Origin of the sequence: Williamsia sp. 1135 (assembly GCF_002095395.1) — a bacterium.
Classification (GTDB): domain Bacteria; phylum Actinomycetota; class Actinomycetes; order Mycobacteriales; family Mycobacteriaceae; genus Williamsia.
Map to the genome: position 1 here is coordinate 334,050 of NZ_MJEI01000107.1, position 26,460 is coordinate 360,509.

Genomic DNA, 26,460 nt, shown 5'->3' on the forward strand with positions numbered 1-26,460 from the left:
ATGACCAGTACACAGAAGAAGATCTCGAGCTTTGCCGATGTCCCGCTGGAGAGTCCCGCTGTCGCTCCGGCAGCGGGTGACAGCGACCGGCTCATCTCTGATCTGGCCGGCGCCCATGGGTATTCGACCGATCAGGTCACCTGGAAAACACCTGAGCTGATCGATGTGAAGCCGATCTACACCCGCGCAGATCGGGACGCGGTGACAACCGGCGGTGAGAATCCGTACCCGCTCGACACCGTTCCCGGCGCGGTGCCGTATCTGCGTGGTCCGTACCCGACGATGTATGTGAACCAGCCGTGGACCATTCGTCAGTACGCCGGTTTCTCCACGGCCGCTGAGTCGAACGCGTTCTATCGCCGTAACCTCGCGGCCGGTCAGAAGGGGCTGTCGGTCGCCTTCGACCTCGCGACCCACCGCGGCTACGATTCCGATCACCCCCGCGTCGCCGGAGACGTCGGAATGGCCGGTGTGGCCATCGATTCCATCCTCGACATGCGCCAGCTCTTCGACCGTATCGACCTGGGTTCGGTGTCGGTGTCGATGACGATGAACGGCGCCGTCCTGCCGATCCTGGCGCTCTACGTCGTGGCCGCAGAGGAGCAGGGTGTGCCGCCGGAGAAGTTGGCGGGGACCATCCAGAACGACATCCTCAAAGAGTTCATGGTCCGCAACACCTACATCTATCCGCCGAAGCCGTCGATGCGGATCATCTCCAACATTTTCGAGTACACCAGCCTCAAGATGCCGAAGTTCAACTCGATCTCGATCTCGGGCTACCACATCCAAGAAGCCGGGGCGACGGCCGATCTGGAGCTGGCGTACACCCTTGCCGACGGCATCGAGTACCTACGCGCGGGTGTCGACGTCGGACTCGACATCGACAAGTTCGCACCGAGGCTCTCGTTCTTCTGGGCGATCGGCATGAACTTCTTCATGGAGGTCGCCAAACTGCGTGCGGCCCGGTTGATCTGGAGTGAACTGGTCGCGAAGTTCGACGCGAAGAACCCCAAATCGCGGTCGCTGCGTACCCATTCGCAGACGTCGGGATGGTCGCTGACCGCGCAGGATCCGTTCAACAACGTGGCGCGTACCTGTATCGAGGCGATGGCCGCGACCCAGGGCCACACCCAGTCGCTGCACACCAACGCCCTCGACGAGGCGCTCGCGTTGCCGACCGACTTCTCCGCCCGGATCGCGCGCAACACCCAGCTGCTCCTCCAGCAGGAGTCGGGCACCACCCGCCCGATCGACCCGTGGGCCGGGTCGAACTACGTCGAATGGCTCACCCACGAGCTGGCGACGAAGGCACGCGCCCACATCGCCGAGGTCGAAGAGGCCGGCGGTATGGCCCAGGCGATCAACGAGGGCATCCCGAAGCTGAGGATCGAGGAGGCGGCGGCCCGCACCCAGGCCCGCATCGACTCGGGCCAGCAGCCGGTGCTCGGCATCAACAAATATCAGGTCGACGAGGACCAGGAGATCGAGGTTCTCAAGGTCGAGAACTCCAAGGTTCGCGTCGAACAGCTCGAAAAGCTGGAGCGGCTTCGTGCGAACCGGGATTCCGATGCCGTGGAAGCTGCGCTGGCCAACCTCACCCGCGCCGCTGCCGACGAGAAGGGCGGCATGGACAACAACCTGATGGCGCTGGCCATCGAGGCTGCCCGGCATCAGGCCACGGTCGGTGAGATCTCTGAGGCGCTGGAGAAGGTCTACGGTCGCCATCAGGCAGAGATCCGCACGATCAGTGGGGTGTACCGACATGAGGCCGGTCAGGTGAAGAACATCGACGCAGCGATCGACATCGTCAACAAGTTTGCCGACGCAGAAGGTCGTCGCCCGCGTGTGCTGGTGGCCAAGATGGGCCAGGACGGGCATGACCGAGGCCAAAAGGTGATTGCCACGGCCTTCGCCGATCTCGGATTCGATGTCGACGTGGGCCCGCTGTTCCAGACCCCCGACGAGGTGGCGCTGCAGGCCGCGGACAACGACGTGCACGTGGTCGGTGTCTCGTCGCTGGCGGCCGGCCACCTCACGCTGGTGCCCGCGCTGCGTGACGCACTGGCCAAGGTCGGGCGCGGCGACATCATGATCGTCGTCGGCGGCGTCATCCCTCCCGGCGACTTCGACGAACTGTACGAGGCCGGAGCCGCCGCGATCTTCCCGCCCGGCACCGTCATAGCCGACTCGGCAGTGGAGCTGATCAACAAGTTGGCCACCGAACTGGGGCACGAGCTCGCATCGTGACCGTATTCGCACATGCCTAGGCCCCCACTGGATCTGGCCGCGATGGCCGATGCCATACGTGCTGACAAACGTGCCGATCTGGCGCGTGCGATCACGTTGGTCGAATCGACGCGGGCCGATCATCGAGCCCAGGCACAGGAATTGCTCCTGTCGCTGGGTGCCGACGCCGGCGATTCCTACCGCGTAGGGATCACCGGTGTGCCCGGGGTCGGCAAGTCGACGACCATCGAGGCGCTTGGGATGTACCTAATCGAGCAAGGTCACAAGGTCGCAGTCCTGGCCGTCGATCCGTCCTCGACTCGCACCGGCGGCTCGATCCTGGGGGACAAGACCCGGATGGGTCAGCTCTCTGTGCACCCCCGCGCGTACATCCGCCCGTCACCCACGTCGGGCACGCTCGGCGGTGTCGCGAAGGCGACCCGCGAGACCATGGTGTTACTCGAGGCGGCGGGTTTCGACGTCGTCCTCGTCGAGACCGTGGGTGTCGGGCAGTCAGAGGTCACCGTTGCGAACATGGTCGACGTCTTCTGCTTCCTGACCCTGGCCCGCACCGGGGATTCGTTGCAGGGCATCAAGAAGGGCGTCCTCGAACTCGCCGACATCGTCGTCGTCAACAAGGCCGACGGCAAATATCAGCGGGAAGCCCAGAACGCGGCGCGCGAACTGCAGGGCGCGCTCAAGCTCCTCACGCCTCACGAGGCGATCTGGCGGCCTCCGGTGCTGACGATGAGCGCCATCGAGAACACCGGGGTCAAGGAATTCTGGGAGACGGTTCTCAGGCACAAAGAAGTTCTCCGTGAGGCGGGGGAGTTCGAGGCCCGCCGCAATCGTCAGCAGGTCAACTGGATGTGGGCGATGGTCACCGACCAATTACTCCGCCGGCTCGATGCCAACCCGGAAGTCCGCGGGATCCGTGACCGAGTCGAAGACGACGTCCGGGCCGGCACCCTCACACCGGCCTTGGCCGCGGCCGAGATCGTGAAGGCCTTCGACGAGTAATCCCGATGATGGGTTGTTTTGGCGACGCTCACCTGCGGGTTTGTTCGCCAAAAGGGCCCATTATCGGGCGGTGGTGTGGGCACGGGCAAACGCAGCAACGCGCTCGATCAGGTCGTCGAAGAAGAGTTCGGGGTCGGTGCTGGTGGCGATCTCGGCGTTGACCGGGCGACCCCAGAATTCACGTTCGTCGGCGACCGTGGTCCCTCGTGTCAACGAGCCGACGGTCTCCACGTCGACGCAGGCTGAGCGCGTCACCGCGATCGAGGGGTCGATGGCGACAGCCGCGGCGAACGGATCGTGCATGTGGGCGATGTAGCCCTCGGACTGGGATTCGTGGAATTCGAAGTAGAAACGCACCGCGTCGACGAGGTGTCGGATGATGACGTTGCTCGTGGTCGAACGAGTTCCGGGTTCGTCGTCGGGGCCGGGTTGTTCGACCGGGCTCGATTCGGCCTGTGCTGCAAGACGTCCGACGTGGTCCGGCGTCATCCGGATGGTCTCGGTGAGGTCGAGGGGGCAGACGATGGGGCGTGGGGCACCGTCGACTCCGAACGCGGCGAACACTTCTTTGGCGGCCTCGGGATCGACGGCGATGTTCCACTCGCTGGTGGGTGTGGTGTTGCCGCCGTGGTGGAACACCCCGCCCATGATGATGAGTCGGCGAAGCCGGGACGGCAGTAAGGGATCACGGCGGATCGCAAGCGCCAGGTTCGTCAGCGGGCCGGTGACGAGGCCCACGATCTCTCCGGGTTTCTCGGCAGTGATCTCGATCCAGGCATCCGCGGCGTCGCGGGACGACTTGGTAGAGATCGGTGTCGGGAGTTGTGCATAGCCGATACCGAGTGGGCCGTGCGTGTCCTCGGTGGTCATCAAAGGCGACTCGAGTGGTCCGTCGGCACCCAGGCACACCTCGATATCGTCTCGGCCGCACAGCTGCAGCCACGCGAGGTTGTTGCCGCAGACCACATCGGTGGGTACGTTCCCGCCGGTCGAGAGCACGGCGCGAACATCGGCGCCGGGATGGGCGAGGAGGTAGACGAGGGCGAGGGAGTCGTCGATACCGGTGTCACAGTCGAAGATCAGGGGCACGGAGAGCATTTGTTGACCGTAGTGGATCCGTGAATTGGAGTGATCGGCCAGTGAAATTGCTACACGTTCTCATCAAGATCTGCTAATCTGACCACATACGTTTCCTGATGGAGGGTTGCAGACATGACCATTGCTGAGTCGGCTCCGCTACAACGAGCGACCACGCCCGGCGAGGGTGAGGACTCCCTTTTCAACAATTCCGACGCCGAGATCGAGTTGGTTCCACCGGACTCGATCACCGCCGAACAGACCGGTCGTTTCACATTTCTTCCGGTCAATGGAGCCGCCTTTGTGATGCAGGTGATGCATCCGGTCATCGGGGATGTCGTCGGTAAGTACTCGGTTTTCCGGACCGACCCGGGCGGGCGCGCGATCCGCTCGATCGACTCGGTACTGCGCTGGGTCTACGGTGGCGAGGAAGCGCTCGCCGAGGGCAAGCGTCTTCGCAAGATGCATCAGCCACTCCAGATGAAGAACGCAGCGGGCAAGCACATCAGCGCACTCAATCCCGAGGCCTATCAATGGGTCATCGCGACCGCGTTCCCCACCACACTGTCCGCGGGACCGCTCCTGATCGGGCGCGACTTCACCGCCGATGAGCAACAAGAGATCTTCCGTGACAACCGCCGGATCGCGAAGATCGTCCAGGTGCCCATGAAGGGGTATCCCGAGTCGATCGGTGAATTCCACGAGTACTTCGACGATTTCATCAACAACAAGTTGGTGGCCCACCCCGTTGCGCTCGAGCTCATCGGCCAGATGCGGCAGGCTCCGCCGATTCCCGACGCGGTGCCCGCACGGCTGCGGCCGGCGGCGATCAAGGCTGCGGAGATCGCCACCGCCCCTCTCCAGAACCTGAACTATCTGACGACGGTGGGCGTGATGGATCCGCGGGTCCGCGAGATCCTGGGCCTGAGCTGGAGCGACAGGGAACAGCGAGATCTGGAGCGGATGCACAAGGTCATCCGCGGTTCCTACAAGGTGTTGCCCGACCGACTGACCTACTTTCCGCTGGCCTATCACGCCCGGCGCCACCATGCCGCCATCCAGGCGATGAAGAAACGCGAAAACGCGGGCGCCGCTTACCACGTGCGGGAGCGTCAGGCCTGAGTCAGTAGATCCCGCGTCAGTTCGAGTTGGCCCAGATGCTGGGCCAACTCGCGCTGAATGTGTACCAACACCCACTCGGGGGTCGCGGTGGCCGCATCCGATCGGGTCGAGCCGCGGGCGGATCGATCCCTGATCCCTTCGCGGACAGCGACATCCACCCACTCGACCAAACTCGTCCGCACTTGCTCGACCTTGCCGATCAGGCCGTCGACCGGTCCGGATGCCGTGAACTCGGCATCGCGATCCCGGGGGATGGCGAGCCCGGCGATGACCGATCCCGCCCAATGCTCGAGCATCCCGACACAGTGGAAGACGATCGCGTACGGACTGTTCGCGCCCGGCAGAGACGGCCGTCGATTGGCGAGGTCGTCGCCCAGCTCGGCAAGAATCCGGGTCATCGCGTCGAGGCACTCACCGCCGATGGCGAGGACCGCGTCTGCCAAACGCGGGGATGCGGTCTCTTCAGCAGCCATGGCACGTCACCACGGGTACGGCTCGAAATCCTTGAGGAAACATCCGTAGAGGTCGACTCCTGCTTCCCCCTGGACCACCGGGTCGTAAACCCTGGCCGCGCCGTCGACGAGGTCGAGCGGGGCTCGAAAACCCTCTTCGGCGAGACGCACCTTGCTGGTGTGCGGCCGTTCGTCGGTGATCCAACCGGTGTCGACTGCCGTCACCAGGATCCCGTCGTTGAACAGCTCGCCGGCACTGGTCCGGGTCAGCATGTTCAGGGCAGCTTTGGCCATGTTGGTGTGCGGGTGTCCCGGCCCCTTGTACCCACGGGAGAAGACCCCTTCCATCGCCGAGACGTTGACCACGTACTTGCGCCGGGCCGGCGAGGCCCGGAGTGCAGGCGTCAGCCGCGACAAGAGGATGAACGGCGCCACACTGTTGCAGAGCTGTACCTCGAGGAGCTCCAACGGATCGACCTGGTCGACCGTCTCGACCCAGCTGTTGCTGTCCACGAGGTCGGGCAGGAGTCCGCCGGCGTCGATGGCGGTGCCGTCGGCGATCCGGTCGACGGTTGCGGAGCCAGCGGTCATCGCCAGCGCGGCGAGCGCTTTTGCGGCGGAATCGGAATCGCCGCCGGACGCGAGGGCCTGCGGATGGAGTTCGCTGCTGTCGCCCATCGTCAGCACCGGCACGGTCGCGGCGGCGCCGGTCAACGGAGCCAGTTCGGCATCGGCCAGAGAACTGTAGGCGCCGGGGGAGCGCCGCACGGTTTGCGCCGCGTTGTTGATGAGGATGTCCAGCGGGCCCTCGGAGGCAACCGCATCGGCCAGATCGGTGACCTGGGCGGGATCGCGAAGGTCGATTCCGACGATGTGCAGGCGGTGGAGCCAGACGTCCGAATCGGGTTGCCGGGCGAACCGCCGGGCGGCGTCGCGCGGAAACCGCGTGGTGATCGTGAGATCTACGCCATCACGCAGCAGCATCAACGCGATGTACATGCCGATCTTGGCGCGGCCGCCGGTCAAGAGCGCCCGACGGCCGGTCAGGTCCGCGTGCTGGTTGCGCTTCTCGCGGTTCTCGGCGGCGCACGCCGGACAGAGCTGGTGATGGAAGGCGTCGACCCGGGTGTACTCCTGCTTGCAGATGTAGCAGCTCTGCGGCCGGATGAGGGTTCCCGCGCTGGAACCCGGCGCTCCGGTGAGGGGCAGCCCCGCCGTCTCGTCGTCGATTCGGTCCGGAGATCCGGTTGCCGTGGCGGCCAAGACCTTTCGGTCGGCGTCGAGGCGTAATTGGTGCTTCTGCCTCCGCCGGTTGCGCTTCGCCTTTTTGAACATATGGGCGACGGCGCGCTGGACCTCGATCGAGTCGGAGTGCCCGGCGTCGAGTTCGCTCGCCTGATCGAGGACACGGCGGAAGATCGCCATGTCGGCAGGATCGATCGACTCGCTGGGCACATTTCGCACGCTTGGCAGTGTAATGGCCTCCGGACCCCACTCGGTTCGGCCACGGTCTGCGGCGGACATCAGGTCGTGGGCGCCCCGGCTGCAGGTTCCTCGGTCGGTGGGATCTCGCGCCGCGGTGTCATCGCCACGAACCAGGCTTCCTGGGCTCCGAGGATCACGATGATCGTCAGCAGCAGGCCCTCGACCTCGATCGGTTTCAGCGTCAGGCCGTCGACGACCGCCGGAAAGAGCGCCACCACAAAGACCAGGATGTACAGGGGCACGCCGGCACCGGCCAGTATCCACGGCATGATCCGGCTGTCGGTGTTCGCTCGAAACGCAGCTGCCAGGAGTACGACGCCGGTCGCCCCGATCAATCCTGCCAAGGCGAAACCGGTCCGCCAGATCGCGGCGATATCCGGCGCAACCTGCGCGAACAGCGACACCGCCGCGGCCACCAGGAACTGCAGGGACACCAGATAGGCCATCTGCCCGCCGCGTCCGTCCTTACCCGTCAGGTCGTCGCGGTCCTTGATCGCGACCCACCACAGGCCGAGCAACGTGAAGTTCGTTGCCGCGACGACGCCGTAGAACGCGGATTGGTCCATGACAGAACGATAATCCCAGGTCGGGGCCGGTGCAGGGTGCTTTCCGAAGACAACGAAAAAACCGTAGCCGACATGTTCGTCGACTACGGTTTCTGTGTGTCCGAGGGGGGACTTGAACCCCCACGTCCGTTAATAGGACACTAGCACCTCAAGCTAGCGCGTCTGCCATTCCGCCACTCGGACCCGAGACACTGTCAGGATCGAACCTGCCAGCGCCGGATAACATTAACCGACCACGTGCCCGCAACCCAAATCGCCAGGCAGCCCCATCGGCCGGGATCATTTGCTACGAATTCCTGATGGACTCTGCGGTCGTCATCTGCCGAACCTGCGCCGTCGAACACGCGGGCCCTCTACCCGTGCAGTGTCGGATCTGTTCTGACGAGCGGCAGTACCTTCCGCCGGACGGCCAAATGTGGGCGTCGCTGGATCAGCTGGCGTCCGAAGGGCAGACGGTCGTCGTCGACGAACTCGAACCCGGTCTGCTCGAGCTGTACGCGTCTCCGGGAGTGGGGATCAATCAGCGCAGCAAACTGGTCTGCACCGAAGCGGGCAACCTCCTGTGGGATCCGATCGGACTCATCGACGAGGCGGCGATTGCCGACATACGCCGACAAGGTGAGGTCGTCGCGATAGCCGCGAGCCATCCGCACATGTTCGGCGTCCAGGTCGAGTGGAGTCACGCTCTGGGACGGGTGCCGGTATTGGTCGCCGAAGCCGACATGACCTGGGTGGCGCGGCCCGACCCGGTCATCGAACCGTGGGCGGGTGACCTCGCGGTGCTACCCGAGGTGACCCTGACGCAGCCCGGCGGGCACTTTCCCGGGAGCGCGGTCGCCCACTGGAGTGCCGGCGCCGAAGGTCGGGGAGTTCTGCTGGCCGGCGACACTGTGTTGCCCAACCCCGACCGGGCGAGCGTGAGCTTCATGCGCAGCTATCCGAATCGGATACCCCTCTCGGCCGCAGTCGTCGAGCGCGTCGCAGCGCACCTGGAGCGGTTCGATTTCGATCGCCTGTACGGCAACTTCGCCGACTACCTCGACGCCGATGCGAAGGGGATCGTCCGTCGCTCGGCGGATCGCCACAAGGGTTGGGTGCAAGGTGATTTCGACCATCTGACCTGATCGGATCAGCTTCATGCCAGTGTCTTCGGCCCCGTTTGACCCCTGTCGGGTGGTAGGAATGACCAGTGAATGAGAAAGCAACGACATGTGGTGCGAGCTCCGGCCCGGCTGCGGTCGACGAGGTGGTCGGCCTGGTCAGCAGGCTCATCCAATTCGACACCAGCAACACCGGCGAACTGGAGACCACCAAAGGCGAGGCCGAGTGCGCGCGCTGGGTACAGCAGCAGCTCGAAGAGGTCGGTTTCGAGACCGAATATCTGGAATCGGGTCAGCCGGGGCGCGGCAATGTGTTCGCGACGCTGCCCGGAGCCGATCGCGGTCGCGGCAAACTGTTGCTCCACACCCACCTCGACGTGGTCCCGGCGGAGCCCGCCGACTGGAGCGTGCACCCGTTCTCGGGCTCGGTGAAGGACGGCTACATCTGGGGCCGTGGGGCCATCGACATGAAAGACATGGTCGGTATGGCGCTCGCGCTCGCTCGCCAGTTCAAGCAGCAGGGCACCGTGCCGCCTCGCGACATCGTGTTCGCGTTTCTGGCGGACGAAGAGGCCGGGGGCAAATGGGGGTCGCACTGGCTGGTCGCCAACCGCCCCGATCTCTTCGAAGGTGTCACCGAGGCCGTCGGAGAGGTGGGCGGGTTCTCGCTGACGGTCGACCGCCCCGACGGCACCCAGAAGCGGCTCTATCTCGTCGAGACGGCCGAGAAGGGCATCGCGTGGATGAAGCTGACCGCGACGGCCACCGCGGGCCACGGTTCGTTCCTGCACGACGACAACGCCGTGACGATCCTGTCCGAAGCGGTGGCGAAACTCGGCAGGCACCGCTTTCCCCTCGTCATGACCGAATCGGTGTCTCAGTTCCTTGCGGCGGTGTCCGAGGAAACCGGTCTGGAACTCGATCCCGACACCCCAGATCTGGAGACCGTGCTGTTCAAGATCGGCAGCATCGCGCGGATCATCGGCGCGACGTTGCGCGATACTGCCAACCCGACGATGCTGCAGGCCGGTTACAAGGCCAACGTCATCCCGCAGACCGCCACGGCTGTCGTCGACTGCCGGGTGCTGCCGGGCCGCCAAGCGGCGTTCGAAGCCGAGGTCGATGAACTCATCGGACCGGCGGTCACCCGGGAATGGGTGACAAAGCTGGACTCGTACGAGACGACGTTCGACGGCGACCTCGTCGACGCGATGAACAATGCGATTCTGGCCCACGATCCGCAGGGCCGGACCGTGCCTTACATGCTGTCGGGTGGCACCGACGCCAAAGCCTTTGCCCGTCTTGGTATTCGGTGCTTCGGGTTCGCCCCCCTGAAGTTGCCGACCGACCTCGACTTCGCCGCACTGTTTCATGGCGTCGACGAACGGGTACCGGTCGAGTCGTTGTTGTTCGGGACAGAGGTTCTCGAACATTTTCTGCTACACAGCTGAACCGGTGCATCAGCGCGGCCACCTGACGCATGATGAAGTGGCCACCTACGGAAAGGACGCGAACAACGATGTCGAGGTACAACCCGTACGACGCACTACCTTCTCTGCCCACGTTCACCCTCACCTCCGAGAGCATCACCGACAACTCCTCGCTCACCACCCCCCAGGTGTCGGGGATCATGGGCGCAGGCGGCGAAGACGTGTCGCCCCAGTTGAGCTGGTCCGGATTCCCCGAGGAGACCAAGAGTTTCGCGGTGACGGTCTATGACCCCGAAGCGCCGACCGCCTCGGGCTTCTGGCATTGGGCCGTCGCAGACATCCCGGCCTCGGTGACCTCCCTGGCCCCAGGTGTCGGAGACGGGTCCGAGGGCGCGTTGCCCTCCGGTGCGGTGGCGCTCAACAATGACGCATCCCTGCCGCGGTTCATCGGGGCCGCGCCCCCGCCCGGTCACGGCGTTCATTACTACTACACGGTCGTGCACGCGGTCGACGTCGAAAGTCTCGGTCTGCCGGACGGTGCGACACCGGCGTATCTGGGGTTCAACCTGTTCTCCCACGCAATCGCGCGGGCCATCATCACCAACACCTACGAGCGTCCCGACGGCGACTAGTCCGGACTGAACCACAAACCCAGCCCGTTCAGGCAGAACCAGGTGTTGTGAGACCTGGTGGTGCCTGGACGGGCTGGGTTTGTGAGACTACCGTTTCGCTGCTGCACTACCCACGGCGTCGGAGATCGAACCGTAACCGGCTTCTCGCACCCGCTGGGCGAGTCCTCGGTGTATCTGCTTGGTCCACAACGGACCTCCGTAGATGAAGCCGGTGTAGCCCTGGATCAGGGAGGCGCCTGCGCAGATGCGCTCCCAAGCCTGCTCTGGCGTCTCGATCCCGCCGACGCTGATCAATGTCATGCGGGTACCGACTCGGGCGTACAAGCGACGCAGCACCTCGAGTGAGCGGTCCGCAAGGGGCGCACCGGACAACCCGCCTGCTCCATGACGTTGCACGTCCGAGGGCGCTGTTGCGAGTCCGTCGCGGCTGATCGTCGTGTTCGTGCAGACGATGCCGGCGAGGCCCAACTCAAGTGCGAGATCGGCGATTTCGTCGATGTCCTCGTCGACCAGGTCCGGTGCGATCTTGACCAGTACGGGGATGTCGACCGCGTCCAGTACCGCTGCGAGCAGCGGTCTCAACGATTCGACCGCCTGCAGGTCGCGAAGTCCGGGAGTGTTCGGTGAGCTGACGTTCACCACCAGAAACTCGGCGAGTGGCGCGAGCAGACGCGCACTGATCAGGTAGTCGGCGATCGCGTCGCTCGCCGGGACTGCCTTGGTCTTCCCGATGTTGGCGCCGATCGGCACCATCGTTGTGCTCGCCTTCCGCTGCTTGAGCAGATTGGCCGCGGCACCGGCTCCGTGGTTGTTGAAACCCATCCGGTTGACGAGAGCCCTGTCCTGCGGCAGCCGGAACAGACGCGGTGCCGGATTTCCTGGCTGTGCCTCGCCGGTGACCGTGCCCACCTCGGCGAAACCGAAGCCGAGCGCGCCCCACGCGTCGACGGCCTCGGCGTTCTTGTCGAACCCGGCGGCGAGCCCGAGCGGGGCGGGGAAGTCGATGCCGAAGACGCGGGTACGCAACACGGGATCGTCGACGACGAGCACACGAGCGACGAGTGTGCGCAGCAGGTTGATCCGGCCCACCAAGCTGATCAGCCGCGCCATCGCCCGGTGGATCCGTTCGGGTGGAATCCGGAACATCAGAGCCAGTAGCGCGCCGTAGAGCCGCCGGTACAGCGGATCCATCATGCGCTCATCTCCGTGTTCGGCTGGTCGGTCGACGCCAGGCGCGGACGTCGTCTAAGGAGCAGTACTTTTCGGCTGCCATCGGCGTACAGGCGTACGCGGGACAGCTCCCAGCCACCGAATTCCGCCTGGATCGACAGCCGCATCGATGCCGAGACGCGGGTGACGTCCGGGGGGAGGCGCAGCGGGATGTACTCGTAGTCATCCGCTGACATATCCCATTCCCGTGGAAAACCTCGGGTTCGCTTACCTGCCACCATGACCACCCTTCACTGCCGCGAATGCCGCCTCACTGCTGGTCGGCGTCGATGACCTGCAGGCCCTCACCCCGGGCCGAGAGCAGGTAAACCGTGCCTCTGTCTGGATCCACCACCATGGAGTCGGCTTGACCGACCGTCGTGAACTGTCGCGTCTGGACCGGGGTCCCGGAGGCCAGTTCGTAGGCTGTCACCTTGTTGTCGCCGGTGGTCGCGACCCACGCCAGGTTGTGTGTGTCGTCATAGCCTACGGCGTAGGGGCCGAAGGCCACCGGATAGCGGAACTTGTTGACGAGCGGGTCGCCGCTGAACGCGAGGAACTCGCCTCCCTTGGTGTCTGTGCTCAGGAAACGCCCGAAGTGGTCGACTGTGAGGTTTGTCGCACCGTCGCCGGATCGCAGGGCCACACCCAGATCGCCGTCGGCGATGTCGACCTGTGTGACCGACGACTGCGCCCGGTCGAGCGCGACGACCTGGCCGGCGTGTTCGGCGAGGGCATCGACGCGAACGAGGCCGGAGATCGTCTTCTCAATGCCCCCCTCGGCGTTGATGACGGCGATCTGGCCGAGGTCGTTGCCCACCAACGTCTGGCCCTGGGAGGTCAGCACCGCCGACAGCGGTGTTCCCGGCAGATCGGTTCTGACCACGTCGCCGGTGGCCGAGTTCACCGTGAGCAGGGCATGGGGAATGAGGACCTGCAGCACGCCGTTTGCGAATGTTCCGAACCCGGATGCCTTGTCGCTCAACCCGACTGTGCGCGTCGGCGTCGAGAGGGCCGCCGTCGGGCGGAACTGCACCGACCGGCCGTCTGCCGACAGGACGGCCACTTGCTCGGTGCTCGAGCAGTACGCCAGGGCGCCGCCGGCGTCGGGCATGGAGACGACCTGGCCGGCGGGTGCACCGGCCTCGACGGCGGGTGCCGCGATCGGCGTCTGAGGCGCGATCGTCGGGACGTCGGGAGTGTCCCCAGAATCGGAACATCCCGCCAGCAGAGCCACCACCGCAGCTGCCGCCACCGTCACCACACCAGCTCTTCCGCGCACATTCATGAGACCCATCTTGCTGGTTGCCGCGCGCTGCGCCGAAATCCGGTGCGTCAGAGGTGTCAGAGGGGGAGTGGACGGCGGATTCCAGTAGCATCTGCGCGGTGACGGACACGATGAGTTGGGCCCAGTCGATCGTCTTGGGGGCCGTTCAGGGACTGACCGAATTCTTGCCCGTGTCGTCGTCCGGACATCTGCGGATCGTTTCCGAGATCTGGTTCGGGGAAGATGCCGGTGCATCGTTCACGGCGGTGACCCAGCTCGGAACCGAAGCAGCAGTCCTGGTGTTCTTCGCGAAGGACATCATCCGAATCATCGCGGCGTGGTTCCGTGGCCTGTTCGACGCCGGCAAACGCGACCTCGATTATCGAATGGGCTGGTACGTGATCATCGCCACCATTCCGATCGGCATCCTGGGATTCCTATTCAAAGATCAGATCCGCACCGGTGCTCGGAATCTCTGGCTGGTCGCGGCGATGCTCATCTTCTTCTCGATCGTCATCGCCGCGGCCGAGCACTTCGGGCGCAAGGAGCGTCCGATCGAGAAGCTGACCACACGGGACGGTCTCGTGATGGGCTTCGCGCAGTGTCTCGCGCTGATCCCCGGGGTCTCGCGTTCCGGCGCCACCGCCAGCGCAGGTCTGTTCATGGGCCTCAAACGCGAAGCGGCGGTTCGTTTCTCGTTTCTCCTGGCGATCCCAGCGGTGACCGCGTCCGGCTTGTTCAGCCTGCCCGATGCGTTCAATCCCAGCGGTGACGGCATGGAGGCGCCCGGACCCCAACTGCTGGTCGCCACGGCGATCGCGTTCGTGGTCGGTTACGCAGCCATCGCCTGGTTGCTGAAGTTCGTCGCGAACCACTCCTTGTACTGGTTCGTGGGGTATCGCGTGATCCTTGGCATCGTGGTCATGGGGCTGCTCGCCGGTGGAGTCATCAGCGCGACCTGACGGTCCCGGCCGTCGTGCCCTGAGCACTCCTGCTGCCCTTCTGACCTGCGCCACCCCAGGCCGGTGCGCACTTCCGCATAAGGTGAAATACGTGACGGTCATATTGCTACGCCACGGACGCTCGACAGCGAACACCTCAGGTGTGCTGGCCGGCCGGACCCCAGGGATCGATCTCGACGATCACGGTCGTTCGCAAGCGGCTGCGCTGATCGAGCGGATCGCGGCTTCGGGTCCCTTGGCAGCCGTCGTCAGGTCTCCGCTTCAACGCTGCGAGCAGACTGTGCTTCCGCTGGTCCAGCACCTGGGTGTCGAGGAGATCGTCGACGAGCGGCTCATCGAGGTCGACTACGGGCAGTGGTCCGGTCGCCCCATCAAGGAATTGCTTTCCGAACCGCTGTGGCGGGTCGTGCAACAGCAGCCGTCTGCCGCGATCTTCCCCGGCGGTGAAGGCCTCGCGCAGGTGCAGGCGCGGGCGGTTGCCGCGGTCCGTGAGCTCGACGCCCGGTTCTCGGGCGAAGACGGTGCAGGTGTCTGGGTGGCGTGCTCCCACGGCGACGTCATCAAGGCGGTACTCGCCGACGCGATGGGGATGCACCTCGACTCGTTCCAGCGGATAGTCGTGGAGCCCGCATCCATGAGTGTCGTCCGCTACAGCGTCGCGCGGCCCTATGTGCACGCGGTGAACTGCACGTCCACATTGCAGAAGTTGGGGTCGGCACCGAAGCACGAAGCCAAGACCGAAGACAAACAAGCCGACGAAGCCGTCGTCGGCGGTTCGACCGGGACCTGAACGACAAGCAGGATCTGCTCCGGCGCGCCGGTCGCGGAACGTCCATGGTGTGGGCGAACCCGCCCCGAATGGGGATAATCAATTTCGAAGAACGGAGGTGCCATGGCCAGAGCGATACACGTCTTCCGCAGTCCGGACCGTTTCATCGCCGGAACGGTCGGCCAACCCGGTGACCGGACCTTCTACCTGCAGGCCATCCACGAGACCCGCGTGATCAGCGTGATGCTCGAGAAGCAGCAGGTGCAGATACTCGCCGATCGAATCGGAGCGCTGCTGGAGGAGGTGCACCGCCGGTTCGGTACACCGCTGCCCGCGGAGCTCGCGCGGGTCGAAGATCTCAGTCCGCTGGTGATGCCCGTGGACGCCGAGTTCCGGGTCGGGACGATGGGTCTCGGGTGGGATTCGGAGTCCGAGGCGGTGGTGGTCGAACTGCTCGCCATCACCGAGGGTGAGTTCGATGAGAGCGTCGTCCTCGACGACACCGAGGACGGGCCAGATGCGGTCCGGGTGTTCTTGAGCACGGGCGCCGCCCGCGAGTTTGCGACGAGATCCTCCAGCGTCATCTCTGCGGGTCGTGAACCGTGCCCTCTGTGCGGTGACCCGCTTGATTCGGCCGGCCACATCTGTGTCCGCACGAACGGCTATCGGCGCGACGCCGAGTTCGGGCCATCGCTCGAGTTCGTCGATCCCGACCTCTTCGACGACCCGAGCCTCGAAGGCGACGATGACACCGACGAGGATCCGACCGCAGGGCCGGACAGGTAGCGATCACGTGAGTGCAACAGCGCCCGAGCGTGAACCGCTCGACGTGGCGCAGATTCTCGCCGATGGCGACCTCGAACTCATCGGACAGATCCGCTCGGCGAGCAACGCCACCCTGGTGTGCGACGCCGTCCTCGGGGACGACCGCGTTCGATGCGTGTACAAACCCGTCCGGGGTGAGCAACCGCTGTGGGACTTCCCGGACGGCACCCTGGCCGGCCGTGAGGTCGCCTCGTTCCTCATCTCCGACGCGCTCGGATGGTCGGTGGTGCCGGTGACGCTGTTGCGAGACGGTCAGTTCGGGCCCGGCATGGTGCAGCGGTGGATCGACACGCCCGAACCCACCGACGCGTTGCCTGCGCGCCTGGATCTGGTCGACCTGTGTTCGCCGGACCTGATCCCCGAAGGATGGAAGCTGATCCTGTCCGCGATAGACGGTCGCGGCGAGGACGTGGCGTTGGTCCACGCAGACGACCCGCGGTTGCAGCGGATGGCCGTCCTGGACGTCCTCATCAACAACGCGGACCGCAAAGGTGGCCACGTCCTCGAAGGACTCGATGGCCAGGTCTACGGCGTCGACCACGGAATCTGCCTGCATACCGAGGACAAGTTGCGAACCGTGCTGTGGGGCTGGGCGAACCAACCGGTGCCTGCACACCTCATCGACGATGTCGAAGGCTTGGTGCGGTCGCTCGAGCAGGCGTCGTCGCCACTTCGCGACCGGTTGACCGAGCTCATCACACCCGCCGAGATCGATGCCCTGACCGAGCGGGCGATGGTGATGGTGGCTGATCCGGTGATGCCCGACGCGAACCGGTCCCGGCCGATTCCCTGGCCCGCATTCTGATACGACGGGGATTCCGGCAGCCCTGACAGCAGTCGCTGCCGGCGTCGCCTTAAGGTGGTGTTCATGCAGTCGTGGTCTGACACCGTCGTTCCGCCCGTGCCCGGTCGGGGCCCGGCATTGAGGCTTTTCGACACCTCTGATCGGCAGGTACGCCCCGTCGTCCCCGGCCCCACCGCAACGATGTATGTGTGCGGCATCACCCCCTACGACGCAACACATCTCGGCCACGCTGCGACGTATCTCGCGTTCGACCTCGTGAACCGGATCTGGCGTGACCTGGGTCACGATGTCCATTACGTCCAGAACATCACCGATGTCGACGACCCGTTGTTCGAGCGCGCCGAGCGGGACGGGATCGATTGGGTAGACCTGGGGCAGCGGGAGATACAACTCTTCCGCGAGGACATGGCCGCATTGCGGGTGTTGCCGCCTCGCGACTACATCGGCGCGGTCGAATCGGTGGACGAGGTCGTCGAGGTGGTCGGCAAACTGGTTGCCTCCGGCGCCGCATACATCGTCGACGATGCCGACCACCCCGACATCTACTTCCGGACCGACGCAACCGAACAATTCGGCTACGAGTCGGGATACGACTTGCCGCAGATGCAGAAGTTCTTCGCCGAGCGCGGCGGCGACCCGGACCGACCGGGTAAGCGAGACCCGCTCGACGCCCTGGTCTGGCGAGCAGCTCGCGACGGGGAACCATCGTGGGACTCGCCTCATGGCCCCGGCCGCCCTGGATGGCACATCGAATGTGCGGCAATAGCTTTGAACCGGATCGGTACCGGTTTCGACGTGCAGGGTGGGGGCAGCGACCTGATCTTCCCGCATCACGAGTTCTCTGCAGCACACGCCGAGGCGCTGACCGGTGACCGCCGGTTCGCCAAGCACTACGTGCACACCGGGATGATCGGACTCGACGGCGAGAAGATGTCGAAGTCGCGAGGAAACCTGGTCTTCGTCTCCAAACTGCGTGCGGCACAGATCGATCCGGCCGCGATCCGGCTCGGTCTGTTCGCCGGGCACTACCGGCAGGACAGAGCATGGACAGATGACGTCCTCGACGACGCCGTCAGCCGCCTCGACCGGTGGCGTCGTGCCGCGGCCCGGAACTCCGGACCGGCGTCGGCGGCGACGATCGAGCGTCTGCGTCAGCACCTGGCCGACGATCTCGACACTCCCAAAGCGATTGCCGCCATTGACGCCTGGGCCGGTGACGCGCTCGACGGGTTGGGCTCGGACACCGATGCCCCCGGCGAGATCGCCGCGGCGGTCGACGCGTTGCTGGGCGTCCCGTTGACCGGGTCCCGGTAAGGTCTCTCACCGTGGCGAACGTTGAGGAGATCGACCCCGGTACGGCACAGGGCGTGTGGACAGTGTTGACGCGCACCTCGACCTATCTGCTCGACTTCGGTGAGATGACGCTACTGCGCGCGCCCGGAGTCGGTGGTACGGACGACGAGTCCTGGTCGGTGAGTCGGCTCCGGCGGGACTCGGAGGATATTCCGCTGCTCGGTGTGAAGTCGTGCCGCGTAGGTGAGTCCGCCCAGTTCTGGGTGCGCGCCGCGGACGACCCCGATGTCCGGACCTGGCGAATCACCACCCCGGTCGTGTCGATCGAGCGGATCTCCTAGCCGACGACTGCCACCGTAGGGGCCCACTCGAGGTCGAGGAAGGCCCGGTCAGCGTCATCTCATCAGACCCAGAGGTGGATCCGGCCGTCGTGTAACTCGGCCTTGAAGACCGGTAGCGGCTCGATGTCGCCGTTGGTACAGGCACCGTCCGTGAACGAGAAGGTGTACTGGTGCAGCGGACACATCACCTTCGTCGCGTCGGTCTGCCCATCTGCGATGGGACCGCCCCGATGCGGGCACCGGGCACCGAGGGCGCGCAACGTCCCGTCGCCCAGCAGGAACACCGCGACCTGCTGGCCGTTCACCACGTAGGTACGGCCCTCGCCAACGGTGAGGTCCGTGACCGACCCCACGACACTCGACGTCGGCGCGCTCATCGGACCGGAACCAATGGCAGCTTGATGAGCGGCAACGACGGGCTGAACTGCGCCGGAGACTTCGGTTCGAGCCGTTCTTTCCAGGGGTCGGTGTAGGCGGCGGCCGAAGCGTTGATGCGCTCGGTCAACCCGTCCACCAACCCGTCGCGGTCGTCGATCAGGATCGCCTTCAGCTCGTCGATGCCCACCCGGGGAACCCACGCATACGTGCGTTCGAGCCACTTGGCCTGCTCGCGGTAGTACTGGATGAACACGCCGCAGATTCGGATGACCTCTTCGGCGCCCTGAGCGGTCGCGAGCAGGTCGCCCTTGCGAATGTGGGCCCCGGCCGCGCCGCCGACGTAGATTTCCCACTTCCCATCGCCCACGGCGACAACGCCGAAGTCCTTGCACAGCGCTTCGGCGCAATTTCGCGGACACCCGGTGACCGCCAGCTTCAGCTTTGCGGGCGACTCCAGACCCTGGTACTTCTCCTCGATGGCGATCCCGAGAGCAGTGGAGTCGTCGAGACCGAAACGGCAGAAGTCGAGTCCGACGCAGGTCTTGACCGTGCGGAAGCTTTTCCCGTACGCGTAACCCGACGGCATGTCGAGATCGGCCCACACCTTCGGCAGATCTTCCTTCTTGATCCCCAGCAGGTCGATCCGCTGTCCGCCGGTGACCTTCACCATCGGAATGTCGTACTTTTCCGCGACGTCGGCGATGCGTCGCAGTTGAGCCGGGTTCGTCACGCCGCCCTTCATCTGCGGTACGACAGAGAACGTGCCGTCGCGCTGGATGTTCGCGTGTACGCGGTCGTTGATGAACAGAGCCCCGCGTTCGTCCTCCCAGTCGGCGCCCCAGATGATGCGGAGCAGCGACGCGATCGGCATCTTGGCCGTCACGTCATCGCCCTCGGGCGCGAGTTCGCCCAGGACCGCCGATACCGACCGCAAATTGCGTTCCTTGATCTGGGCCATCAGTTCGGGCTTGTCCATCGGGATCGCTGGGACATACCAGTCGGCCGACGGGTCGAGGGCGAGGTCGCCGCCGGCCGCGCACGCCACGATGTCACCCACGAGACCTTTGCAAGAGCCGCAACCCTTACCGGCCCTGGTCTGTGCAACCACGTCGCCGACGGTCTTCGCACCCGCGTGCACGCAGGCCACGATGTCGCCTTTCGTGACGCCGTTGCAGTTGCAGACCTGCACGTCGTCGGCCAGCTCTGCGGCGCCGGTTTCCGCGCTGGGTGTACCCATGTCGAACAACATGCTGATGCGTTCATCAGGCAGCGGCACCTTGTCATCGAATGCCTGGGTCAAGAAGTTGACCTTGCTGATGTCGCCGAGCAACATCGCACCGATCAGCTTGTTGTCGCGCACCACGACCGATTTGTATGTACCGCTGCGGGGTTCGTAGAACTGGACGAACTCATCGGTGTCGCGTTCTGGTCCCTTGACGCCCATCGCCGCGACGTCGACCCCGGCGACCTTCAGTTTCGTCGTCAAACGCGAACCGTGATACGCGGCGGTGGGATCGGCGCCGGTGAGCACGTCGGCGAGTACGACGGCCTGCTCCCAGAGCGGCGCGACGAGTCCGTAGACCTCGCCGCGGTGCTGGCAGCATTCGCCGACCGCGTAGATGGAACCCTCGTCTTCGCAACGCATCTGGTCATCGACGACGATGCCGCGTTCGATCACCAGTCCGCCGGCTCTGGCCAGTTCGACGTTGGGTCGGATACCGGCGGTGACCACGATCATGTCCGCGGGCAGTGAGGTGTCGTCGTTGAACCCGACGCCCTCGACATTGCCTGCGTCGTTCCGCAGCACCGTGGTGGTGCGTTTGGACGTGTACACCCCGACACCGAGTTCTTCGATCTTGTTGCGCAGCACCCGTCCGCCGCGTTCGTCGAGTTGCTGGTTCATCAGGTGTCCGGGGGAGTGGACCACGTCGACGTCGATGCCCTGGGTGCGCAGTCCATAGGCTGCCTCCAGACCCAGTAGACCGCCGCCGATGACGACCGCGCGCATGTCGTCACGCGACAGCGCCATCTGGAGCATGCCGTTGGTGTCTTCGATGGTCCGGAAACCGAACACCCCGCGTGCCAGGCGTCCGTCGGGCTCGCGGAGCCCGTCCATGTTGGGGAAGAAGGTGTTGCTACCGGTGGCGATGATCAAGGTGTCGTAGTCGATGACGCGGCCGCTTTCGCAGGTGACCGACTTCGCGAATCGGTCGATCTGCATCGCTCGATCACCTGAGAACAGCCTCACATCGTTCTCGCGGTACCACGCCATCGGATTGAGCATGAGGTCGTCGTCGTCGATCGAGTTCTCGCCTGCCAGGACGTGCGAGAGCATGATGCGGTTGTAGTTGCCGTACGGTTCGTCACCGATCATCGTGATCTCGAACCGGGAGCCGCCGCCGCGCGACAGGATCTCCTCGACCGTGCGGGCACCGGCCATACCGTTGCCTATGACGACGAGGCGGTCTAGTTGCGTCTGGTCCGTCATCAGAACTCCGCGAATCCGAAGTCGACGACTATGTCGCCTGTGCATCCCTCGGGCGCCGCGAAAACCAATTCGAGCAGGGTGTCGGAATCGACGTCTTCGACAACGCGCAAGGGGACGTTCACCGAGGACTTCGCTCCCATGGGGAACCAGCGCATCGGCTGTTGGTCGCGGAGCAGTGTCACGTACACCAACTCGTCACTGCTGTTGCCGCCACGGAAGTAAAGCGGCTGAACGGTCATGCCGGCCGGGACCTGGTAGGCCAGCGAGGGGTCCAAGGGGGCTGCCTTGGTCAATCCGGTGCCGGTGAAGGAGAAGACACCCTGCAAGAACTTCGGGGTACTGGACATGGGAGTCAGTGAACGGCAGCCGGATGAACCGCTACTTGCAGCCGCGTTACGAACCGATTGTCAGGTACTCACCGTGCACCTGAACCCGGGGTGATCACGCCCCGAAGCTGCCCCCGGGACCGCGGCGGCGTAGATAGCGTTCGAACTCCGCTGCCAGGGCGTCGCCGTCGATTTTCGACAGGGTCTCGTCCACACTCACCTCGGCGTCGCCGCGTTCTTCGAGGCCGCGGACGTAGTCGGCGATCTCTTCGTCGTCTTCCGTCATCTCGGTCACGGCCCGTTCCCACTCCTCGGCCTGTTCCGGCAGCTCTCCGAGGGGGACCTCGACATCGAGGACCTCCTCGAGATGACTGAGCAACGCGGCAGACGCCTTGGGGTTCGGTGGTGTGGACACGTAGTGGGGGACCGCGGCCCAGAAGGAGATCGCCGGGATCCCGGCTCTGACGCATTCGTCTTGCAGAACCCCGGTGATGCCGGTGGGGCCCTCGTACCGGCTCTCCTCGAGTTTGAACTGTTTGGCCGACTCGCCGCTGTATGCGGCGCCGGTGACCGGGACCGGTCGAGTGTGTGGGGTGTCGGCCAGCAGCGCGGCAAGGATGACAACGGTCTCAACCTGCAGCTCACGGGCAATCTCGAGGATTTCGTTGCAAAATCCTCGCCACCGCATATTCGGTTCGATTCCCCGGAGGAGGACGATGTCTCGGTCCGCACCGGGCGGCGTACAGTACGAGATCGAGGTGGTCGGCCAATCGATCCTTCGGGTGACGCCATCGATCTGCTTGATCATGGGCCTGTTCACCTGGAAGTCGTAGTAGTCGTCGGAATCGATTTCGGCAAGAGGTACGGCGTCCCAGACGAGCTCGAGATGTTCTACAGCTCCGCTGGCCGCATCGCCGGCGTCATTCCACCCCTCGAAGGCAGCAACAAGCGTGGGGCGGCGCAAGCGTGGAAGGTTTGCGCTCTGCTCAGCGTTCACTGAACCAGCCTACGACCGAACACCGAGTGAGAGCGAACTACCCTGATAACCATGTCGTCAGCCACTTCACCAACATTCGATTCGGGATTGCTCACCGCCATGAGTAAACGCGTGTTGATCGGTGACGGGGCCATGGGCACCATGTTGCAGGCGGCAGACCTCACCCTCGACGATTTCATCGGTCTCGAGGGTTGCAACGAGATCCTCAACGACACCCGACCCGATGTGCTCAAGGAAATCCACCGCGCGTATTTCGCGGCGGGCGCCGACGCGGTCGAGACCAATACATTCGGCTGCAACCTGTCGAACCTCGGCGACTACGACATCGCGGATCGCATCCGGGAGCTGGTCTATAAGGGCACCAATTTGGCGCGTGAGGTCGCCGACGAGTTCGGCCCCAGTGCTGACGGGACCCCGCGGTTCGTCCTCGGCTCGATCGGCCCGGGCACCAAACTCCCGACCCTCGGTCATACGACGTTCGGCGTGATCCGGGATGCGTACAAGGAATGTGCTCTCGGAATGGTGGACGGCGGTGCCGACGCGATCCTGATCGAGACCTCGCAGGACCTGCTCCAGGTGAAGGCCGCGATCCTGGGCTCACAGCAGGCGTTCGAGGAATTGGGTCGCCGCATCCCGATCATCGCCCACGTGACGGTGGAGACCACCGGCACGATGCTGCTCGGTTCGGAGATCGGAGCCGCTCTCGCCGCGCTGGAGCCGCTCGGTATCGACATGATCGGCCTGAACTGCGCCACGGGTCCCGCGGAGATGAGCGAGCATCTGCGCTATCTGACCAAGCACGCCCGGATCCCGGTCTCGGTGATGCCGAATGCCGGCCTGCCGCAACTCGGGCCGAATGGCGCCGAGTACCCGTTGACGCCCGAGGAACTGGCCACAGCCCTGAGCGGGTTCGTGTCCGAGTTCGGCCTCTCCTTCGTCGGAGGCTGCTGTGGCACGACCCCCGAGCACATCCGGCAGGTCGCCGAAGCGGTACGCGATGCCTCCAAGGCCCAGCGCACGCCCGAGCACGAGGCCGAGGTCTCGTCGCTCTACAGTTCCGTCCCGTTCGCGCAGGACGCCAGCATCTTGATGATCGGTGAGCGCACCAACTCGAACGGTTCCAAGGCCTTCCGCGATGCGATGCTGGCGGAGGACTACCAGAAGTGCCTCGACATCGCGAAGGATCAGACTCGCGACGGTGCGCACATGCTCGATCTCAACATCGACTACGTGGGGCGCGACGGTGCCGCGGACATGTCCGCACTGGCCAGCCGCCTGGCGACGTCCTCGACCTTGCCGATCATGCTCGACTCCACCGAACCCGAGGTGATCGAAGCCGGTCTCGAGCACCTCGGTGGTCGCTGTGCGGTGAACTCGGTGAACTACGAGGACGGTGACGGTCCCGATTCCCGCTTCACGAAGATCATGAAGCTGGCGAAGAAACATGGCGCCGCCGTGGTGGCCCTCACCATCGACGAGGAAGGCCAGGCCCGGACCGCGGAATGGAAAGTTCGTGTCGCCGAGCGGCTCATCACCGACATCGTCGACAACTGGGGCATGGAAGAAGAGGACATCATCATCGATGCCCTCACCTTCCCGATCTCGACCGGTCAGGAAGAGGTGCGGCGGGACGCGATCGAGACGATCGAGGCGATCCGCACCCTCAAGGAGCGTCACCCCGACCTGCACTTCACGCTGGGTATCTCGAACGTCTCGTTCGGACTGAATCCGGCCGCACGCCAGGTACTGAACTCGGTGTTCCTCAACGAGTGTGTGCAGGCCGGTCTCGACACCGCCATCGTGCACGCGTCCAAGATCTTGCCGATGGCGCGGATCCCCGACGAGCACCGCGAGATCGCGCTCGACCTGGTCTATGACCGCAGGCGTGAGGGCTACGATCCCCTGCAGAAGCTGATGCAGCTGTTCGAGGGTGTCTCCGCCGCATCGGCGCGCGAGTCGCGAGCGCAAGAACTGGCCAAGCTACCTCTGTTCGACCGGCTGGAACGGCGCATCGTCGACGGCGAGCGGGCGGGACTCGAGGACGATCTCGACGAGGCCATGACCCAGGTTCCTCCGCTGGACATCATCAACAAGACATTGCTGTCCGGGATGAAGACCGTTGGTGAGTTGTTCGGGTCCGGCCAGATGCAGCTTCCCTTCGTGCTGCAGTCGGCCGAGGTCATGAAGACAGCGGTCGCGCATCTCGAACCGCACATGGAGGCCACCGGCGAAGACGGCAAGGGCCGAATCGTGCTCGCGACGGTCAAGGGCGACGTTCACGACATCGGCAAGAACCTGGTCGACATCATCCTGTCGAACAACGGCTACGAAGTCGTCAACATCGGTATCAAGCAACCGATCGCGACCATCATCGAGGTTGCACAGGACAAGAACGCCGACGTGATCGGTATGTCCGGGTTGCTCGTGAAATCGACCGTCGTGATGAAGGACAACCTCAAAGAGCTCAACACGCGGGGACTCGCCGAGAACTACCCGGTGCTGCTCGGTGGTGCAGCGCTGACCCGGTCGTATGTCGAGAATGATCTGAGCGAGACCTACGAGGGTGACGTGCACTACGCGCGTGATGCCTTCGAAGGTCTGCGACTGATGGACGACATCATGCAGACCAAGCGCGGCGGCGGACCGGACCCGGACAGCCCCGAGGCGATTGCCGCCGCCGAGAAGACCGCCGAGCGCAAGAAACGTCACGAGCGGTCGAAGCGGATCGCCGAGAAGCGGAAGGCCGAAGCCGAACCGGTCGTGGTACCGGAGCGGTCGGATGTCGCGGCGGGACTACCTGTTCCGACGCCTCCGTTCTGGGGCTCGCGGATCATCAAAGGTGTCCCGATCGCGGAATACCTCACCCTGCTCGACGAACGCGCCTTGTTCCTGGGGCAGTGGGGACTTCGCGGAGCACGGGCCGGCGAAGGACCGAGCTACGAGGACCTCGTCGAGACCGACGGCAAACCGCGGTTGCGGTATTGGATCGACCGGCTCACGTCCGAGAACATCCTGCAGCACGCCGCCGTCGTCTATGGCTACTACCCGGCGGTCAGCGAGGGTGACACGGTCCACGTGCTCACCGAACCGCGCCCCGACGCCCCGATCAGGCACAGCTTCGAGTTCCCGCGGCAGCAGCGGAGTCGATTCCTGTGCATCGCGGACTTCATCAGACCACGATCCGAGGCGATCGAGACCGGGGTGGTCGACGTCCTGCCGTTCCAGCTCGTGACGATGGGGCAGCCGATCGCCGACTTCGCAAACGTGCTCTTCGCAGAAGACGCCTACCGCGATTATCTCGAGGTGCACGGCATCGGGGTTCAGCTCACCGAGGCGCTCGCCGAGTTCTGGCATCAGCGGGTTCGCGAGGAACTGCGGTTCGGCGACACGGCGATGGCTGCCGAAGACCCCGACAACGCGCAGGACTTCTTCGACCTCAAGTATCGCGGCGCGCGATTCTCGTTCGGCTACGGCGCCTGCCCGAATCTCGAGGACCGGGCCAAGATGATGGACCTGCTCGAGCCCGAGCGTATCGGTGTGGAGCTGTCGGAAGAGCTGCAGCTTCATCCGGAGCAGTCGACGGATGCCTTTGTGCTGCACCATCCCGAGGCCAAGTACTTCAACACCTGATATCAGCGCAGTTGGATTCACCATGAATGGAACTGGTGCCTTCGACGTGAGGGTGACCAA

Annotated in this window: 24 protein-coding genes and 1 tRNA gene; 13 read left to right on the forward strand and 12 right to left on the reverse strand. The window is 64.7% G+C overall.

Annotated elements, in window-relative coordinates; translation table 11 throughout:
* Together scpA and meaB are read left to right on the forward strand one after the other, a co-directional pair.
* Positions 1-2,247 (forward strand): methylmalonyl-CoA mutase, encoded by a 2,247-nt coding sequence (gene scpA, locus BFL43_RS27745; protein WP_084896661.1) that lies wholly within the window; start codon positions 1-3, stop codon positions 2,245-2,247.
* A gap of 12 nt (positions 2,248-2,259) precedes the next feature.
* Positions 2,260-3,246, forward strand: coding sequence for a methylmalonyl Co-A mutase-associated GTPase MeaB (gene meaB, locus BFL43_RS27750; protein ID WP_084896663.1), 987 nt, complete (start codon positions 2,260-2,262; stop codon positions 3,244-3,246).
* A gap of 60 nt (positions 3,247-3,306) precedes the next feature.
* Here the strand turns inward: meaB and BFL43_RS27755 are convergent, their stop codons facing one another.
* Positions 3,307-4,344, reverse strand: coding sequence for a nucleoside hydrolase (locus BFL43_RS27755; RefSeq protein ID WP_084896665.1), 1,038 nt, complete (start codon positions 4,342-4,344; stop codon positions 3,307-3,309).
* A 114-nt stretch (positions 4,345-4,458) separates the two neighbouring features.
* Between BFL43_RS27755 and BFL43_RS27760 the strand changes: the two genes are divergently transcribed.
* Positions 4,459-5,445: an oxygenase MpaB family protein gene (locus tag BFL43_RS27760; RefSeq protein ID WP_084896667.1), complete on the forward strand. Its 987-nt coding sequence runs from the start codon at positions 4,459-4,461 to the stop codon at positions 5,443-5,445.
* On the opposite strand, the gene BFL43_RS27765 is transcribed toward BFL43_RS27760, so the two are convergent.
* The 4 genes from BFL43_RS27765 to BFL43_RS27780 form a co-directional block, all read right to left on the reverse strand.
* The gene (locus tag BFL43_RS27765; protein ID WP_084896668.1) at positions 5,436-5,918 is read right to left on the reverse strand and encodes a DUF664 domain-containing protein; all 483 of its coding nucleotides are present in this window, start codon (positions 5,916-5,918) and stop codon (positions 5,436-5,438) included. The genes BFL43_RS27760 and BFL43_RS27765 overlap by 10 nt on opposite strands.
* 6 nt (positions 5,919-5,924) lie before the next feature.
* Positions 5,925-7,322, reverse strand: coding sequence for an SDR family NAD(P)-dependent oxidoreductase (locus BFL43_RS27770; protein ID WP_240498543.1), 1,398 nt, complete (start codon positions 7,320-7,322; stop codon positions 5,925-5,927).
* A 98-nt stretch (positions 7,323-7,420) separates the two neighbouring features.
* Complete coding sequence (locus BFL43_RS27775; RefSeq protein WP_084896672.1) at positions 7,421-7,948, reverse strand: hypothetical protein; 528 nt, start codon at positions 7,946-7,948, stop codon at positions 7,421-7,423.
* Between the two features lie 97 nt (positions 7,949-8,045).
* A tRNA-Leu gene (locus BFL43_RS27780) sits at positions 8,046-8,131 on the reverse strand.
* 116 nt (positions 8,132-8,247) lie between these two features.
* Between BFL43_RS27780 and BFL43_RS27785 the strand changes: the two genes are divergently transcribed.
* The 3 genes from BFL43_RS27785 (at position 8,248) to BFL43_RS27795 (ending at position 11,110) form a co-directional block, all read left to right on the forward strand.
* Positions 8,248-9,072 carry an MBL fold metallo-hydrolase gene (locus tag BFL43_RS27785; RefSeq protein WP_084896674.1) on the forward strand — a complete coding sequence of 275 codons (825 nt, stop codon included), beginning with the start codon at positions 8,248-8,250 and terminating at the stop codon, positions 9,070-9,072.
* 65 nt (positions 9,073-9,137) lie between these two features.
* Entirely contained in the window at positions 9,138-10,499 is a 1,362-nt protein-coding gene (locus tag BFL43_RS27790; RefSeq protein WP_084896675.1) for a M20/M25/M40 family metallo-hydrolase, read from the forward strand.
* 68 nt (positions 10,500-10,567) lie between these two features.
* Positions 10,568-11,110 (forward strand): YbhB/YbcL family Raf kinase inhibitor-like protein, encoded by a 543-nt coding sequence (locus BFL43_RS27795; RefSeq protein WP_084896677.1) that lies wholly within the window; start codon positions 10,568-10,570, stop codon positions 11,108-11,110.
* A gap of 87 nt (positions 11,111-11,197) precedes the next feature.
* Here BFL43_RS27795 and BFL43_RS27800 read toward each other — a convergent pair whose 3' ends face one another.
* Genes BFL43_RS27800 through BFL43_RS27810 form a run of 3 tightly spaced genes read right to left on the reverse strand, consistent with a single transcriptional unit; the run spans position 11,198 to position 13,607 of the window.
* Positions 11,198-12,304 carry a quinone-dependent dihydroorotate dehydrogenase gene (locus tag BFL43_RS27800; RefSeq protein WP_084896679.1) on the reverse strand — a complete coding sequence of 369 codons (1,107 nt, stop codon included), beginning with the start codon at positions 12,302-12,304 and terminating at the stop codon, positions 11,198-11,200.
* A complete protein-coding gene (locus BFL43_RS27805; protein WP_084896929.1) occupies positions 12,301-12,561 on the reverse strand; it encodes a DUF5703 family protein in 261 nt (86 codons plus the stop codon). Before BFL43_RS27805 ends, BFL43_RS27800 begins: the two co-directional genes overlap by 4 nt.
* Before the next feature lie 29 nt (positions 12,562-12,590).
* Entirely contained in the window at positions 12,591-13,607 is a 1,017-nt protein-coding gene (locus BFL43_RS27810; protein WP_143695586.1) for a hypothetical protein, read from the reverse strand.
* 98 nt (positions 13,608-13,705) lie between these two features.
* Between BFL43_RS27810 and BFL43_RS27815 the strand changes: the two genes are divergently transcribed.
* The 6 genes from BFL43_RS27815 (at position 13,706) to BFL43_RS27840 (ending at position 18,581) form a co-directional block, all read left to right on the forward strand.
* Complete coding sequence (locus tag BFL43_RS27815) at positions 13,706-14,548, forward strand: undecaprenyl-diphosphate phosphatase (RefSeq protein ID WP_206186763.1); 843 nt, start codon at positions 13,706-13,708, stop codon at positions 14,546-14,548.
* A gap of 91 nt (positions 14,549-14,639) precedes the next feature.
* Positions 14,640-15,338, forward strand: coding sequence for an MSMEG_4193 family putative phosphomutase (locus BFL43_RS27820; RefSeq protein ID WP_084896933.1), 699 nt, complete (start codon positions 14,640-14,642; stop codon positions 15,336-15,338).
* Positions 15,339-15,440: 102 nt separating this feature from the next.
* Positions 15,441-16,103 carry a DUF3090 domain-containing protein gene (locus BFL43_RS27825; protein WP_084896682.1) on the forward strand — a complete coding sequence of 221 codons (663 nt, stop codon included), beginning with the start codon at positions 15,441-15,443 and terminating at the stop codon, positions 16,101-16,103.
* Between the two features lie 7 nt (positions 16,104-16,110).
* A complete protein-coding gene (locus BFL43_RS27830; RefSeq protein WP_240498524.1) occupies positions 16,111-16,947 on the forward strand; it encodes an SCO1664 family protein in 837 nt (278 codons plus the stop codon).
* 63 nt (positions 16,948-17,010) lie between these two features.
* The gene (mshC, locus tag BFL43_RS27835; protein WP_084896935.1) at positions 17,011-18,261 is read left to right on the forward strand and encodes a cysteine--1-D-myo-inosityl 2-amino-2-deoxy-alpha-D-glucopyranoside ligase; all 1,251 of its coding nucleotides are present in this window, start codon (positions 17,011-17,013) and stop codon (positions 18,259-18,261) included.
* An 11-nt stretch (positions 18,262-18,272) separates the two neighbouring features.
* Positions 18,273-18,581, forward strand: a complete 309-nt coding sequence (locus BFL43_RS27840) for a hypothetical protein (RefSeq protein WP_084836915.1) — start codon at positions 18,273-18,275, stop codon at positions 18,579-18,581.
* Positions 18,582-18,643: 62 nt separating this feature from the next.
* Here the strand turns inward: BFL43_RS27840 and BFL43_RS27845 are convergent, their stop codons facing one another.
* From BFL43_RS27845 to BFL43_RS27860, 4 genes are all read right to left on the reverse strand, one after another.
* Positions 18,644-18,958, reverse strand: coding sequence for a Rieske (2Fe-2S) protein (locus BFL43_RS27845; RefSeq protein ID WP_084896685.1), 315 nt, complete (start codon positions 18,956-18,958; stop codon positions 18,644-18,646).
* A complete protein-coding gene (nirB, locus tag BFL43_RS27850; RefSeq protein ID WP_084896687.1) occupies positions 18,955-21,447 on the reverse strand; it encodes a nitrite reductase large subunit NirB in 2,493 nt (830 codons plus the stop codon). Before nirB ends, BFL43_RS27845 begins: the two co-directional genes overlap by 4 nt.
* Positions 21,447-21,794 (reverse strand): molybdopterin oxidoreductase, encoded by a 348-nt coding sequence (locus BFL43_RS27855; RefSeq protein ID WP_084896689.1) that lies wholly within the window; start codon positions 21,792-21,794, stop codon positions 21,447-21,449. Before BFL43_RS27855 ends, nirB begins: the two co-directional genes overlap by 1 nt.
* A 94-nt stretch (positions 21,795-21,888) precedes the next feature.
* The gene (locus BFL43_RS27860) at positions 21,889-22,770 is read right to left on the reverse strand and encodes a PAC2 family protein (protein WP_084896690.1); all 882 of its coding nucleotides are present in this window, start codon (positions 22,768-22,770) and stop codon (positions 21,889-21,891) included.
* A gap of 51 nt (positions 22,771-22,821) precedes the next feature.
* On the opposite strand from BFL43_RS27860, the gene metH reads away from it, so the two are divergent.
* Positions 22,822-26,400: a methionine synthase gene (metH, locus tag BFL43_RS27865; RefSeq protein ID WP_084896692.1), complete on the forward strand. Its 3,579-nt coding sequence runs from the start codon at positions 22,822-22,824 to the stop codon at positions 26,398-26,400.
* Positions 26,401-26,460 lie beyond the last annotated feature (60 nt).